The sequence below is a fragment of the Streptomyces sp. DSM 118878 genome, from assembly GCF_052936595.1.
Window position 1 is genome coordinate 2,013,619 of sequence record NZ_CP193622.1, and the last position, 12,810, is coordinate 2,026,428.

General features: G+C 71.5%; 12 protein-coding genes. 4 read left to right on the plus strand and 8 right to left on the minus strand.

The window, feature by feature from the left end; all coding sequences use genetic code 11:
• Positions 1–11: 11 nt before the first annotated feature.
• Entirely contained in the window at positions 12–986 is a 975-nt protein-coding gene (locus tag ACRAKF_RS08600) for an aldo/keto reductase (RefSeq protein WP_447036334.1), read from the minus strand.
• 78 nt (positions 987–1,064) lie between these two features.
• Complete coding sequence (gene argH / locus ACRAKF_RS08605; protein WP_447036335.1) at positions 1,065–2,492, minus strand: argininosuccinate lyase; 1,428 nt, start codon at positions 2,490–2,492, stop codon at positions 1,065–1,067.
• Between the two features lie 158 nt (positions 2,493–2,650).
• Between argH and ACRAKF_RS08610 the strand changes: the two genes are divergently transcribed.
• Positions 2,651–3,301 (plus strand): pyridoxamine 5'-phosphate oxidase family protein, encoded by a 651-nt coding sequence (locus ACRAKF_RS08610; RefSeq protein ID WP_447036336.1) that lies wholly within the window; start codon positions 2,651–2,653, stop codon positions 3,299–3,301.
• Between the two features lie 56 nt (positions 3,302–3,357).
• On the plus strand, positions 3,358–4,341 hold the full coding sequence (locus ACRAKF_RS08615; RefSeq protein WP_447036337.1) for a bile acid:sodium symporter family protein: 984 nt from the start codon (positions 3,358–3,360) through the stop codon (positions 4,339–4,341).
• Positions 4,342–4,392: 51 nt separating this feature from the next.
• On the opposite strand, the gene ACRAKF_RS08620 is transcribed toward ACRAKF_RS08615, so the two are convergent.
• Genes ACRAKF_RS08620 through argC form a run of 5 tightly spaced genes read right to left on the minus strand, consistent with a single transcriptional unit; the run spans position 4,393 to position 9,223 of the window.
• Positions 4,393–4,935, minus strand: a complete 543-nt coding sequence (locus tag ACRAKF_RS08620) for an arginine repressor (protein WP_447036338.1) — start codon at positions 4,933–4,935, stop codon at positions 4,393–4,395.
• 7 nt (positions 4,936–4,942) lie between these two features.
• Entirely contained in the window at positions 4,943–6,151 is a 1,209-nt protein-coding gene (locus ACRAKF_RS08625; RefSeq protein WP_447036339.1) for an acetylornithine transaminase, read from the minus strand.
• The gene (gene argB / locus ACRAKF_RS08630) at positions 6,148–7,050 is read right to left on the minus strand and encodes an acetylglutamate kinase (RefSeq protein ID WP_447036340.1); all 903 of its coding nucleotides are present in this window, start codon (positions 7,048–7,050) and stop codon (positions 6,148–6,150) included. Before argB ends, ACRAKF_RS08625 begins: the two co-directional genes overlap by 4 nt.
• Complete coding sequence (argJ, locus tag ACRAKF_RS08635) at positions 7,047–8,198, minus strand: bifunctional glutamate N-acetyltransferase/amino-acid acetyltransferase ArgJ (RefSeq protein WP_447036341.1); 1,152 nt, start codon at positions 8,196–8,198, stop codon at positions 7,047–7,049. Before argJ ends, argB begins: the two co-directional genes overlap by 4 nt.
• On the minus strand, positions 8,195–9,223 hold the full coding sequence (gene argC, locus ACRAKF_RS08640) for an N-acetyl-gamma-glutamyl-phosphate reductase (protein WP_447036342.1): 1,029 nt from the start codon (positions 9,221–9,223) through the stop codon (positions 8,195–8,197). Before argC ends, argJ begins: the two co-directional genes overlap by 4 nt.
• A gap of 345 nt (positions 9,224–9,568) precedes the next feature.
• On the opposite strand from argC, the gene ACRAKF_RS08645 reads away from it, so the two are divergent.
• A complete protein-coding gene (locus ACRAKF_RS08645) occupies positions 9,569–11,467 on the plus strand; it encodes a PAS domain S-box protein (RefSeq protein WP_447036343.1) in 1,899 nt (632 codons plus the stop codon).
• 93 nt (positions 11,468–11,560) lie between these two features.
• Here ACRAKF_RS08645 and ACRAKF_RS08650 read toward each other — a convergent pair whose 3' ends face one another.
• Complete coding sequence (locus tag ACRAKF_RS08650; RefSeq protein WP_447036344.1) at positions 11,561–11,977, minus strand: DUF5997 family protein; 417 nt, start codon at positions 11,975–11,977, stop codon at positions 11,561–11,563.
• Positions 11,978–12,035: 58 nt separating this feature from the next.
• Here ACRAKF_RS08650 and ACRAKF_RS08655 point away from each other — a divergent pair, with 58 nt between their 5' ends.
• On the plus strand, positions 12,036–12,809 hold the full coding sequence (locus ACRAKF_RS08655; protein WP_447036345.1) for a LysR family substrate-binding domain-containing protein: 774 nt from the start codon (positions 12,036–12,038) through the stop codon (positions 12,807–12,809).
• The last annotated feature ends 1 nt before the right edge of the window (position 12,810 follow it).

Sequence of the window (12,810 nt, forward strand, 5' to 3'; positions counted from 1 at the left end):
CGGTGGCTCCCTCAGTGCCAGGGCAGCTCCGCGCGTCGCGCCCAGTACGCCCCCGGCTCCTCCGCGAGGCCCCTGAGGCGCTCGGCCTGGCCGGGATCGAGGTCGACCGCGGCGGCGTGGAGGTTCGAGACGAGCTGGGCCGCGGTCGCCGCGCCGGACAGGACCATGCCCGCCCACGGCTCGCGCAGCACCGCCGCGAGCGCCACGGCGTCGCAGCCGTACCCCGTCCGTTCGGCGGCCTCGCGCAGCGCGGCGGGCGCGTGCGGGGCGGCGAGCCGTCCGTTGGCCATGCCCTCCTTGACGATGACGGTGAGTCCGGCGTCGTGGGCCTCGGCGAGCGCGGGGCCCGCCGACGTCTCCAGGAGGTTGTACGTGGCCTGGACGGTGCGGAAGAGCGGCTCCCCGTCGACCGTGACGGCGAGGGCTGCGCGGATCGCGGACGCCTGGTCGGGGCCGCTGACGGAGAGGCCGACGGTCACCCCGTCGGCGGCCAGCGCGGCGAGGCGGGCGTGCAGCTCCTTGTCGGTGAGCGCCGGGCTCTCCGGCGTGACGGAGTGGACCTGGTAGAGGTCGAGCCGGTCGCCGAGCAGCTCGGCGGTCTCCGCGCGCTGGCGGTCGTAGGCGGCGGTGCCGTGGTCCTTGACCTCGTGCGGGCCCTCGACGTCGGTGCGCCAGTCCGCCGTGTACGTGTAACCCCACTTGCTGCCGACGACGACGTCCCGGACATCGGGCCTGGCCCGCAGCCAGTCGCCGAGGAACTCCTCGGAGCGGCCGTACGAGCGGGCCGCGTCGACGTACCGCACGCCCGTCGCGTAGGCCGCGTCGAGCAGTTCGAAGGTGCGCTCGCGCAGGGCCTCGACGCTGCGGGAGGCCGGCAGGTCGCTCTCGCGGCCGAGCGTGATGTAGCCGGGCCTGCCGACGGCGGCGAGGCCGAGGCCCAGGTGCGCGGTCGGGGTCGTGGCTGCGGCCAGCCGGGCGAAGGGCATCGCGGGCTCCTCGGGGTCGTCGTACGGTGTGCTCCCGACAACGTAACCCGAGGGGTCCGCGACTCCCGTGACCGCCTGTCAGCTACGGGCGGTCGCCCACTCCCGCTGCGCCGCCAGGTCCGCCTTGACCTCGGCGAGCTGTACGGCGACGGCCGAGGGGGCCGTGCCGCCGCGGCCGTCGCGGGAGGCGAGCGCGCCCGGCACGTTCAGGACGGTGCGGACCTCGGGCGTGAGGTGCGCGGAGATCTTCGCGAACTGCTCGTCGGTGAGGGCGTCGAGCTCCTTGCCCTCGGCCTCGGCGACCTTCACGCACTCGCCCGCGACCTCGTGCGCGACACGGAACGGCACGCCCTGCTTGACGAGCCACTCGGCGATGTCGGTGGCGAGCGAGAAGCCGGCCGGGGCCAGTTCCTCCATGCGCTCGCGGTTGACGGTGAGCGTGGCCATCATGCCGGTGAAGGCGGGCAGCAGGACCTCAAGCTGGTCGCAGGAGTCGAAGACCGGCTCCTTGTCCTCCTGGAGGTCGCGGTTGTAGGCGAGCGGGAGGGCCTTGAGGGTGGCCATCAGGCCGGTGAGGTTGCCGATGAGGCGGCCCGACTTGCCTCGCGCCAGCTCGGCGATGTCCGGGTTCTTCTTCTGCGGCATGATCGAGGAACCGGTCGAGAAGGCGTCGTGGAGGGTGACGAAGGAGAACTCCTTCGTGTTCCAGATGATGATCTCCTCGGCGATCCGGGAGAGGTTCACGCCGATCATCGCGGTGATGAAGGCGAACTCCGCGACGAAGTCGCGCGACGCCGTGCCGTCGATGGAGTTGCCCACGCTCCCGTGCTCGAAGCCGAGGTCCGCGGCGACGGCCTCCGGGTCGAGCCCGAGGGACGATCCGGCGAGCGCGCCGGAGCCGTACGGCGACACGGCCGTACGGGCGTCCCACTGCCGCAGCCGCTCCGCGTCCCGGGAGAGGGACTGGACGTGGGCCAGGACGTGGTGGGCGAAGAGCACCGGCTGCGCGTGCTGGAGGTGCGTGCGCCCCGGCATGGCGACGTCCGGGTGCGCCTCGGCGAGACCGACCAGCGCGCCCTGGAGCTCGGCGATGAGACCGCCGAGGATCCGCGCGTGGTCACGCAGGTACATCCGGAAGAGCGTCGCCACCTGGTCGTTGCGGGACCGCCCGGCCCGCAGCTTGCCGCCGAGGTCGGGGCCGAGCCGCTCCAGGAGGCCGCGCTCCAGGGCGGTGTGGACGTCCTCGTCGGCGATGGTGCCGACGAACGAGCCGTCGGCCACATCCCCTTCGAGCTGGTCGAGCCCGGCCAGCATGCGGGTCAGCTCGTCCTCGGTGAGCAGCCCCGCCTTGTGCAGGACGCGCGCGTGGGCACGCGATCCGGCGATGTCGTACGGCGCGAGGCGCCAGTCGAAGTGGACGGACGCGGACAGCTTCGCCAGGGCCTCGGCGGGACCGTCGGCGAACCGTCCGCCCCAGAGCCGGACGTCACCGCTGTTGCTGCTCACTGCGTGCTCCTTAGAAGCGCGGGCTCTCACGGCGGCCCATGCACCGCCATGCATGAGTATGCAGAACTATGCATGATTCGTCAATCGACCACCCGGACCGCCACGACTTCCGCCAAGTCGTTAGACAGGCGAAGAGTTACAGCGAATAATCCTTAGACATGGGAAAGACCTACGAACGCATAGACGGCCGGCTGCGCACCTTCATCGAGGAGCAGCCGATGTTCTTCACGGCGACCGCGCCCCTCGCCGAAGACGGCACGATCAACCTCTCGCCCAAGGGCCTCAAGGGCTCCTTCGCGATCATCGACGAACTGACCGTCGCCTACCTGGACTTCGCGGGCAGCAACGCCGAGACGATCGCGCACCTGCGCGAGAACGGCCGCATCACCCTCATGTGGTGCGCCTTCCAGGGACCGCCCAACATCGTCCGGGTGCACGGCCGCGGCGAGCCCGTCTTCCGCGACGACCCGCGCTTCCCGAAACTCCTCGGCCACTTCCCGGACAGCGACCCGGCGCAGCACGGCCTGCGGGCCGTCGTCCTCGTGACGGCCGACCTCATCCGTGACACCTGCGGCTACGCGGTGCCGTTCATGTCGTACGACGAGGACCGCGATCTGCACAGCAAGCGGTTCGCGCGCGAGGACGACGCGTCGCTCAGCGCGTACTTCGCCAAGAAGGAGTACATCGCCCAGAGCATCGACGGGCTGCCCGGACTGCCGCTCCCGCTGCCCCCGACCCCGCCCACGCCGGGCGCCCCCGAGCCGGCCGCCCACGAGCCGGTCGGCCATGAGCCCGCTGGATCCGTGTAGCGACCACATGGCGAGACGGGGTTGCGTGCGGACCGGCCGGGGCGTTGCATCGCGCCGTGCAACCCGAACAGACGCTCCAAGGTCCCACCGCTGACTCAGGCGCGGCCGACAAGGCCGCCCGCCGTGCCGTCACGGTCTTCCCCGTCCTCGTCCTGGCCGCCGGCGGCCTCGGTCTCGCCGTGCCGGACACCTTCGACGGCTGGGGCACGAACGTCCCGTACCTGCTCGGTGTGGTGATGTTCTGCATGGGCCTCACCATGACCCCGCTCGACTTCCAGGGCGTGGTCAAGCGGCCCTGGGCCGTCGCGCTCGGCCTCGTCGCGCACTACGTGATCATGCCCGGGCTCGGCTGGCTCATCGCCCACGCGCTCGGCCTCTCGCCGCAACTGGCGGCGGGCGTCATCCTGGTGGGCTGCGCGCCGAGCGGCACGGCGTCGAACGTGGTCACGTACCTGGCCCGCGGTGACGTGGCGCTGTCCGTCTCGGTGGCCACGGTCTCGACCGTGCTCGCGCCCCTGATCACCCCGCCGCTGACGCTGCTGCTCGCGGGCGAGTACCTTCCGGTGGACGCGGGCTCGATGGTCACGGACATCCTCAAGACCGTGCTGCTGCCCGTCATCGCCGGGCTGCTCGTGCGGCTCCTCTTCGGCCGGTACGTCGGGCGGGTGCTCGGCGCGCTGCCGTGGCTGTCGGCCGTGACGATCGCGGCCATCGTGACGATCGTCGTCGCCGGCAGCGCCACGGCCATCAAGTCGGCGGCGGGCCTGGTCTTCCTCGCCGTCTTCCTCCACAACGGCCTGGGCCTGGCCCTGGGCTACGGCGCCGGCAAACTCGCCCGCCTGGGCCCACCGGCCTCCCGCGCCATGGCCTTCGAGGTGGGGATGCAGAACTCCGGCCTGGCGGCGTCCTTGGCCACGGCCCACTTCAGCCCCCTGGCCGCGCTCCCCGCGGCCGTCTTCTCCGTCTGGCACAACGTGTCGGGAGCGCTGGTGGCGGCATGGATGGCCCACCGCACCCAGAAGAATCCGCCCGCAGCCTGACGAGGAGCCAGGCGCGGCCGGCGCTGGGCCCGGCCCAAGGCCAGGGGCCCACTACTCGTTGGAGGCCAGGCGGAGCAGATGGTCGGCCAGGGCCTGGCCCCCGGCCGGTTCCCTGCTGATGAGCATCAACGTGTCGTCGCCCGCGATCGTCCCCAGGATGTCGTGCAGCTCGGCCTGGTCGATCGCCGATGCCAGGAACTGGGCGGCGCCCGGCGGCGTACGCAGGACGACCAGGTTCGCCGAGGCCTCCGCCGAGATCAGCAGCTCCGCGGAGAGCCGCCGCATCCGCTCCTCCTTGGCCGACTCCCCCAGCGGCGCGCGCGGCGTGCGGAAACCGCCCTCGCTCGGCACCGCGTAGATGAGGTCGCCCTCGGCGTTGCGGATCTTCACCGCGTTCAGCTCGTCCAGGTCCCGGGAGAGCGTCGCCTGCGTGACGGTCAGGCCGTCGTCCGCGAGCAGCTTCGCCAGCTGGCTCTGCGAGCGCACCGGCTGCCGGTTGAGGATGTCCACGATCCGGCGGTGGCGTGCGGTGCGGGTCTGCGGCACGGCCTGACCCGCGTGGTCGACGTGCTCGTTGCCTTGCGCCTGGCTCATCGTCGTCTCATTCTCCGGATCGTCCGTCCCCGTCGGCCGCCTCGGCGGCCTTGTCCAGTACGCCGGGCAGCGCCCGGAGGAACGCGTCCACCTCGTCGTCGCGCACGTTCAGCGGCGGCATCAGCCGTACGACATCGGGGGCGGGCACGTTCACCAGGAAGCCGGCGTCCTGAGCCGCCTGCTGCACCTGTGGCGCGAGCGGCTCGGTGAGCACGATACCCAGCAGCAGGCCCGCGCCCCTTACACGGTTCACGAGCGGGTGCCCCGGTGACTCGATTCCGTCCCTCAGCTTCTCACCGGCCCGCTTGGCGTTGTCGATCAGGCCCTCGGCGGCGATGGTGTCGAGGACGGCGAGCCCCGCGGCGCACGCGACGGGGTTGCCGCCGAACGTCGTGCCGTGGTGACCGGGCTTGAACAGCTCCGCCGCGGCGCCGAACGCCACGGTCGCGCCGAGCGGCAGACCTCCGCCCAGACCCTTCGCGAGTGTGACGATGTCGGGCTCTACGCCGTCGTGTGCCAGGTGCTCGAACCAGTGACCGGTGCGGCCGATTCCGGTCTGTACCTCGTCGAGGACGAGGAGGGTCCCGGTGGCCCTGGTGATCTCCCTGGCGGCCCTGAGATAGCCCGCGGGCGGCACCACGACGCCGTTCTCGCCCTGGATCGGCTCGATGATCACGAAGGCGGTGTCGGCGCCGACCGCCGCCCGCAGCGCCTCGACGTCCCCGTACGGCACGTGCGTGACGTCGCCGGGCAGGGGCACGAACGGCTGTTGCTTGCCGGGCTGGCCGGTGAGGGCGAGCGCGCCCATGGTCCGGCCGTGGAAGCCGCCCTGGGTGGCGACCATGTGGGAGCGGCCCGTCAGCCGGCCGATCTTGAAGGCGCCTTCATTGGCCTCGGCGCCGGAGTTGCAGAAGTACACGCGCCCTTCGCGGCCGAAGAGCTGGAGCAGCCGTTCGGCGAGCGCGACGGGCGGCTCGGCGACGAAGAGGTTCGACACATGGCCGAGCGCGCCGATCTGGGCGCTCACGGCCTCGACGACGGCCGGATGGGCGTGGCCGAGCGCGTTGACGGCGATGCCGCCGACGAAGTCGACGTACTCCTTGCCGTCGGCGTCCCACAGCCTGCTGCCCTCACCGCGGACCAGGGGCAGCTTCGGCGTGCCGTAGTTGTCCATGAGCGCGCCCTGCCAGCGCGTGGTCAGCTCCTGGTTGCTCATGATTCCCCCTCTGCCTGATCGGGCACGACCATGGTGCCGATGCCCTCGTCGGTGAAGATCTCCAGCAGGATCGAGTGCTGGACGCGCCCGTCGATGACGCGGGCGGTGTGCACGCCGTTGCGCACGGCGTGCAGGCAGCCCTCCATCTTGGGGACCATGCCGCTGGCCAGCTCTGGCAGGAGCTTTTCGAGCTCCAGCGCGGTGAGCCTGCTGATGACCTCGTCGGAGTGGGGCCAGTCCTCGTAGAGCCCCTCGACGTCGGTCAGGACCATCAGGGTCTCGGCACCAAGCGCCGCAGCGAGTGCCGCAGCCGCCGTATCAGCATTGACGTTGTAGACATGTCCGTCGTCCTCGGAGCGGGCGATCGAGGAGACGACCGGAATGCGGCCGTCGGCGAGCAGCGCCTCGATGGCGCCCGTGTCGATCTCGGTGATCTCGCCGACCCGGCCGATGTCGACCAGTTCGCCCTCGATGCGCGGCTGGTGCTTGGTGGCGGTGATGGTGTGCGCGTCCTCGCCGGTGAGGCCGACGGCGAGCGGACCGTGCTGGTTGAGCAGGCCGACGAGCTCGCGCTGCACCTGTCCGGCGAGCACCATGCGTACGACGTCCATCGCGTCCTCGGTGGTGACGCGCAGACCCGCCTTGAACTCGCTGACGATGCCGTGCCGGTCGAGCGCCTTGCTGATCTGCGGGCCGCCGCCGTGCACGACCACGGGCTTGAGGCCCGCGTGGTGCAGGAAGACCACGTCCTGGGCGAAGGCGGCCTTCAGCTCGTCGTCGACCATGGCGTTGCCGCCGAACTTGATGACGACGGTCTTGCCGCGGTGCCGGGTCAGCCAGGGCAGCGCCTCGACGAGGATCTGCGCCTTGGGCAGCGCGGTGTGCTTGCGTGCGCTCATGAGCTGTACGCGCTGTTCTCGTGGACGTAGTCGGCGGTGAGGTCGTTGGTCCAGATCGTCGCGGTCTCGGCACCCGCCGCGAGGTCGGCGGTGATGACGATCTCGCGGTAGCGCATGTCGACGAGCTCGCGGTCCTCGCCGACGGAACCGTTCTTGCAGACCCAGACGCCGTTGATGGCGACGTTGAGCCGGTCCGGGTCGAAGGCGGCGGACGTCGTGCCGATCGCGGAGAGCACCCGGCCCCAGTTGGGGTCCTCGCCGTGCAGGGCGCACTTGAGGAGGTTGTTGCGGGCGATGGTCCTGCCGACCTCGACGGCGTCGGCCTCGCTCGCGGCGTTCACGACCTCGACCTTGATGTCCTTGCTGGCGCCCTCGGCGTCCCCGATGAGCTGGCGGCCCAGGTCGGCGCAGACCTCGCGGACGGCCTCGGCGAACTCGTCGTACTCCGGGGTGACCTCGGCCGCGCCGGAGGCCAGGAGCAGCACGGTGTCGTTGGTGGACATGCAGCCGTCGGAGTCGACCCGGTCGAAGGTGACGCGGGTGGCGTCGCGCAGCGCCCGGTCCAGGACGCCGGCCTCCAGGTCGGCGTCGGTGGTGAGCACGACCAGCATCGTGGCGAGGCCGGGGGCGAGCATGCCCGCGCCCTTGGCCATGCCGCCGACGGTCCACCCGTCCTTGGTCACGACGGACGTCTTGTGCACGCTGTCGGTGGTCTTGATCGCGATGGCGGCCTTCTCGCCGCCGTGCACGGAGAGTTCACCGGCGGCCTGCTCGACGCCCGGCAGGAGCTTGTCCATGGGGAGCGTCAGGCCGATCAGCCCTGTCGAGGCGACGGCGACCTCGCCCGCGTTCAGCGACAGCGTCTCGGCGACCTTCTCGGCGGTGGCGTGCGTGTCCTGGAAGCCCTGCGGGCCCGTACAGGCGTTGGCGCCACCGGAGTTGAGGACGACGGCGGAGACGAGGCCGCCCTTGAGCACCTGCTCCGACCAGAGGACCGGGGCGGCCTTGACGCGGTTGGAGGTGAAGACGCCGGCGGCGGCCAGGCGGGGCCCGGTGTTGACCACGAGGGCCAGGTCCGGGTTGCCGTTCTCCTTGATGCCGGCGGCGATGCCCGCCGCCGTGAATCCCTTGGCTGCCGTCACACTCACGGCGCGACTCCGATCGTAGTGAGCCCGGTGGCCTCGTCGAGGCCGAGGGCGATGTTCATGCTCTGGAGGGCGCCGCCCGCGGTGCCCTTGGTGAGGTTGTCGATGGCGCTGATCACGATCACGCGGCCGGCGCTCTCGTCGTACGCGACCTGGATCTGCACGGCGTTCGAGCCGTACACGGCGGCGGTCGCGGGCCACTGCCCCTCGGGCAGCAGGCGCACGAACGGCTCGTCGGCGAACGCCTTCTCGTACGCGGCCCGCACGCTGTCGGCGGTGACACCGGCCCTGGCCTTCGCGCTGCACGTGGCGAGGATGCCGCGGGGCATCGGGGCCAGCGTCGGGGTGAAGGAGACGGAGACGGGGGCGCCCGCCGCGGCGCTCAGGTTCTGGATCATCTCGGGGGTGTGCCGGTGCCCGCCGCCCACTCCGTACGGGGACATGCTCCCCATCACCTCCGAGCCGAGCAGGTGCGGCTTGGCGGCCTTGCCCGCGCCCGAGGTGCCGGAGGAGGCGACGATCACCGCGTCGCTCTCGACGAGGTCCGCGGCGTACGCGGGGAAGAGCGCGAGCGAGACGGCGGTGGGGTAGCAGCCGGGCACGGCGACGCGCTTGGCCCCTGCGAGGGCGGTGCGGCAGCCGGGCAGCTCGGGCAGGCCGTAGGGCCACGTCCCGGCGTGCGGGCTGCCGTAGAACTTCTCCCAGTCCCGGGCGTCCTTCAGCCGGAAGTCCGCGCCCATGTCGATGACCAGCACGTCGGGGCCGAGCTGCTCGGCGACGGCGGCGGACTGCCCGTGGGGCAGGGCGAGGAAGACGACGTCGTGCCCCGCGAGGACCTCGGGGGTGGTCGGCTCCAGGACGCGCTCGGCGAGCGGGAACAGATGCGGCTGGAGCGCGCCCAGGCGCTGCCCCGCGTTCGAGTTGCCGGTGAGGGCGCCGATCTCCACCTCGGGGTGGACGAGGAGCAGCCGCAGCAGCTCGCCGCCCGCATACCCACTCGCCCCTGCCACTGCTGCGCGTACCGCCATGGAACCCTCCTCTTGGATGGCATGACTATACGCATAGCCGCAGTTTTATGCAATCACTGTGGGGCGGGGTGGGCGCCAGTGGCGCCAGCCTACGACCCGGCGCGCCGCGCTTCCGGTCCGAGGGACGGCGTCGGCCCCCTGTCGGGCTTCGCCACAGATCGGACACTCGCGCTCAGCAATCGCCGGGCATCAGAAGGAGTGCGACGTCCATATCTTGCACAAAGCGACAACCGCGCACCCGTAACGGCGAATTACCCGCAGATCGGCGATGTCGACGGCCGATGTGCTGGAGTATCCGACATGCCGCCCAGGTGGGCAGGAGGCACGCGAAGCGAGGCAGCGATGATGTCTGTGGAAACTGTGCGGGGCACCGACAACCGGCAGGAGCTGTTCAGGGAGCTCGTCGAGTTCTCACAGGACGCGACCCTGATGAAGACTCTCGACGGCGAGATCATCTTCTGGAACGCGGCCGCGCAACGCCTGTTCGGATACACCGCCGCACAAGCCGTCGGCAACCACATCGGCATACTCGTTCCCCCGGACCTCAAGGACCAGGAGGCACGCCTCCTCGCGCAGACCGCCCGCGGCACCCGCACCGAGCACTACGAAACCCGGCGCACCACCAGCGACGGACGCGTCCTGGACGTCGACGTCACCCTCTGGCCCATCCGCAACCGCGAAGGGACCATCACCGCCGTCTGCTCCGTGATGCGCGACATCACGGAGCGCAAGAGAGCCGAGGCCCGGGTCGACGAACTGGCCGTTCTCGTCGAGTCCTCACAGGACCCCATCCTCATGAAGACCCTCGACGGCGAGATCACCTTCTGGAACGCGGCCGCGCAACGCCTGTACGGATACACCCCCGCACAAGCCATCGGCCGCCACGTCGGCATGCTCGTACCCCCCGACCTCAAGGACGAGGAAGCCCATTTCCTCGCCCAGATCGCCGACGGCATCCGCGTCGAGCACTACGAAACCCGCCGCGTCACCAGCGACGGACGCGTCCTGGACATCGACGTCACCCTCTGGCCCATCCGGGCCCGCGAAGGGACCGTCACCACTGTCTGCTCCGTGATGCGCGACATCACGGAGCGCAAGAGGGGCGAGGCGGAGCTCGCCAAGTTGCACGCGCAGCAGCGGCAGATCGCGCTGGCCCTCAATCTCATGGGATCGGCCAAGCGGATCCCGGGCGCCCGCACCGCGAGCCGCTATCTGCCGTCGACCCAGGGCCAGGGCGTCGGCGGCGACTGGCTCGACCTGATCGACCTGGGGGCCGGCCGCGTCGGGGTCTTCATCGGCGACGTCATGGGGCGCGGCATGGACGCGGCCGTGGTGATGGGACAGCTCCGCTCCGCGGGCCGCGCCCTGGCCCTGGCCGGTCTCCCGGCGTGCGAGCTGATGCAGACCCTCGACGCGTTCACCCGCGACTTGCCCGAGCCGTTCGTCACCTGTCTCTATCTGGAGGCAGACCCGACGCAGGGCGAGATCACCGTGTGCTCGGCCGGTCATCTGCCGGTGCTCCTCGTCGAGCCGGACTCCAAGGTCCGCGAGCTGCCGGTGCCGACAGGGCTGCCGCTCGGTGTGGGCGGGGTGCCGCATGAGCAGGTGCGGCTGCCGCTGCGGGCGGAAACGACCCTCGCCCTCTACACCGACGGCCTCGTGGAGACCTCGGACACCGACATCGATGTCCAGCTCGACCTGCTGACCAGCGCCCTCGAAGGCGTCTGCGAGACCCCCGAGGATCTGGAGACGGCCGCGGACCGCGTCCTGCGCACCATGCTCCCCGACAGCGGGACGCACTCCGACGACGTGACGCTGCTGCTCGTCAGCTTCCCCACCGCGCCGCTCGACATCGCGGCGAGGGGGCTGCCCTGCGAGGCCGTGTCGGTTCCGGCCGGGCGGCACTTCCTGGAGGAGAAGCTCAAGGAGTGGGACCTGACGGAACTGGCCGACTCCGCGCTGCTCCTCGCCTCCGAGCTGCTGACCAACGGGGTCCGGCACGCGCAGGGGCCGCTGCACCTGCGCGTGTGGCACAGCGTGCGTGAGCTCGGCGTGGAGATCACCGACCACAGCGCGCCCCGCCCCCGGGCCCGGCTCGCCGAGAGCACCGAGGAGGACGGCCGGGGTCTGGTCCTGGTCGACGCCCTCGCCGACGCCTGGGGCACGCGGCCCGACCCCGTCGGCAAGACGGTCTGGTTCACCCTGCTGATCCGCCCGGACGAGCCGGAGCCGCGCGAGGGCTGAGCGACGGCTGAGCGGCCGCTGACCGGCAGTGGGTCACTGTCTCGGCGGCCGGGGCCTCGCCGGTGCCTCAGCGGCCGGGGCCTCGCCGGTGTCTCAGCGGCCGGGGCCCTCGTCGGCGCGGGCCGCCTTGTCGGCCTGTTCGGCCTGCTGCTGCTTGATCCGCACCGCTTCCTTGCGGACATCGGCCTGGGTGGCGCGCTCCTGGCGGAGCCAGCCGGGCTGCTCCTGCTTCAGCGCCTCGATCTGCTCGGTGGTGAGCGCCTCCGTGATCCCGCCGCGGGCGAGGCCCGCGATGGAGACGCCCAACTTGGCGGCGACGACGGGGCGGGGGTGCGGACCGGTGCGGCGCAGCTCCTGGAGCCACTCGGGCGGGTCGGTCTGGAGCGCGTTCAGCTCGCCGCGCGAGACCACGCCCTCCTGGAACTCTGCGGGGGTGGCCGGAAGGTACACACCCAGCTTCTTCGCCGCGGTCGCGGGCTTCATGGTCTGGGTGGTCTGGTGCGACGTCATGAGGTCAAGGGTATCGAGCGTGTGCGCCACCGCTGACCACGGCGGGTAGCCTGGCGAGGTGACAGGCTCGGAAATGACCCCTTCGTTCCGGCTCGCCTACGTCCCGGGGGTGACGCCCACCAAGTGGGTGCGTATCTGGAACGAGCGGCTGCCCGACATCCCACTGACCCTCGTGCAGGTCCCCGCCGACGAGGCGGCCGACGTGCTGCGGGCGGGCGGCGCGGACGCCGGTCTCGTACGCCTGCCGATCGACCGTACGGATCTCAGCGCGATCCCCCTCTACACCGAGACGACGGTCGTCCTGATTCCCAAGGACCACGCCGTCGCGGCGGTCGACGAGGTGACCGCGGAGGACCTCGCCGACGAGATCGTGCTCCACCCCCTCGACGAGACGCTCACATGGGAACAGCGCCCCGGCCTGCCCGCGCACGAGCGCCCCGCCACCACCGCGGACGCCGTCGATCTGGTCGCCGCGGGCATCGGCGTACTCGTCGTCCCCCAGTCCCTCGCCCGGCTGCACCACCGCAAGGACCTCACCTACCGTCCCGTCACGGACGCCCCCGAGTCCGGTGTGGCCCTGTCGTGGCCGGAGGCGGCGACCACGGACCAGGTCGAGGACCTCATCGGCATCGTCCGGGGCCGTACGGTCAACAGCTCGCGGGGCCGCGACAAGACCCCCGCGAAAGACGCGGCCGGGGACAAGGGCCGGACCAAGGCCAAGGCCAAGGCCTCGGCCCAGCCGAAGAAGAAGCCCGCGGGGGGCAAGGGCGGCCGGGGCGCCGCCGCCCGTCCGAAGGCGGCCAAGCGAGGCAAGCCCCGCCGGCACTCGTAGA

Bases quoted from the DNA above. Each gene is read 5' to 3' on its own strand.
- ACRAKF_RS08600 (WP_447036334.1), bottom strand. From the start codon at position 986: ATGCCCTTCGCCCGGCTGGCCGCAGCCACGACCCCGACCGCGCACCTG.
- ACRAKF_RS08610 (WP_447036336.1), top strand. From the start codon at position 2,651: ATGGGAAAGACCTACGAACGCATAGACGGCCGGCTGCGCACCTTCATC.
- ACRAKF_RS08620 (WP_447036338.1), bottom strand. From the start codon at position 4,935: ATGAGCCAGGCGCAAGGCAACGAGCACGTCGACCACGCGGGTCAGGCC.
- ACRAKF_RS08625 (WP_447036339.1), bottom strand. From the start codon at position 6,151: ATGAGCAACCAGGAGCTGACCACGCGCTGGCAGGGCGCGCTCATGGAC.
- argB (WP_447036340.1), bottom strand. From the start codon at position 7,050: ATGAGCGCACGCAAGCACACCGCGCTGCCCAAGGCGCAGATCCTCGTC.
- argC (WP_447036342.1), bottom strand. From the start codon at position 9,223: ATGGCGGTACGCGCAGCAGTGGCAGGGGCGAGTGGGTATGCGGGCGGC.
- ACRAKF_RS08645 (WP_447036343.1), top strand. From the start codon at position 9,569: ATGTCTGTGGAAACTGTGCGGGGCACCGACAACCGGCAGGAGCTGTTC.
- ACRAKF_RS08650 (WP_447036344.1), bottom strand. From the start codon at position 11,977: ATGACGTCGCACCAGACCACCCAGACCATGAAGCCCGCGACCGCGGCG.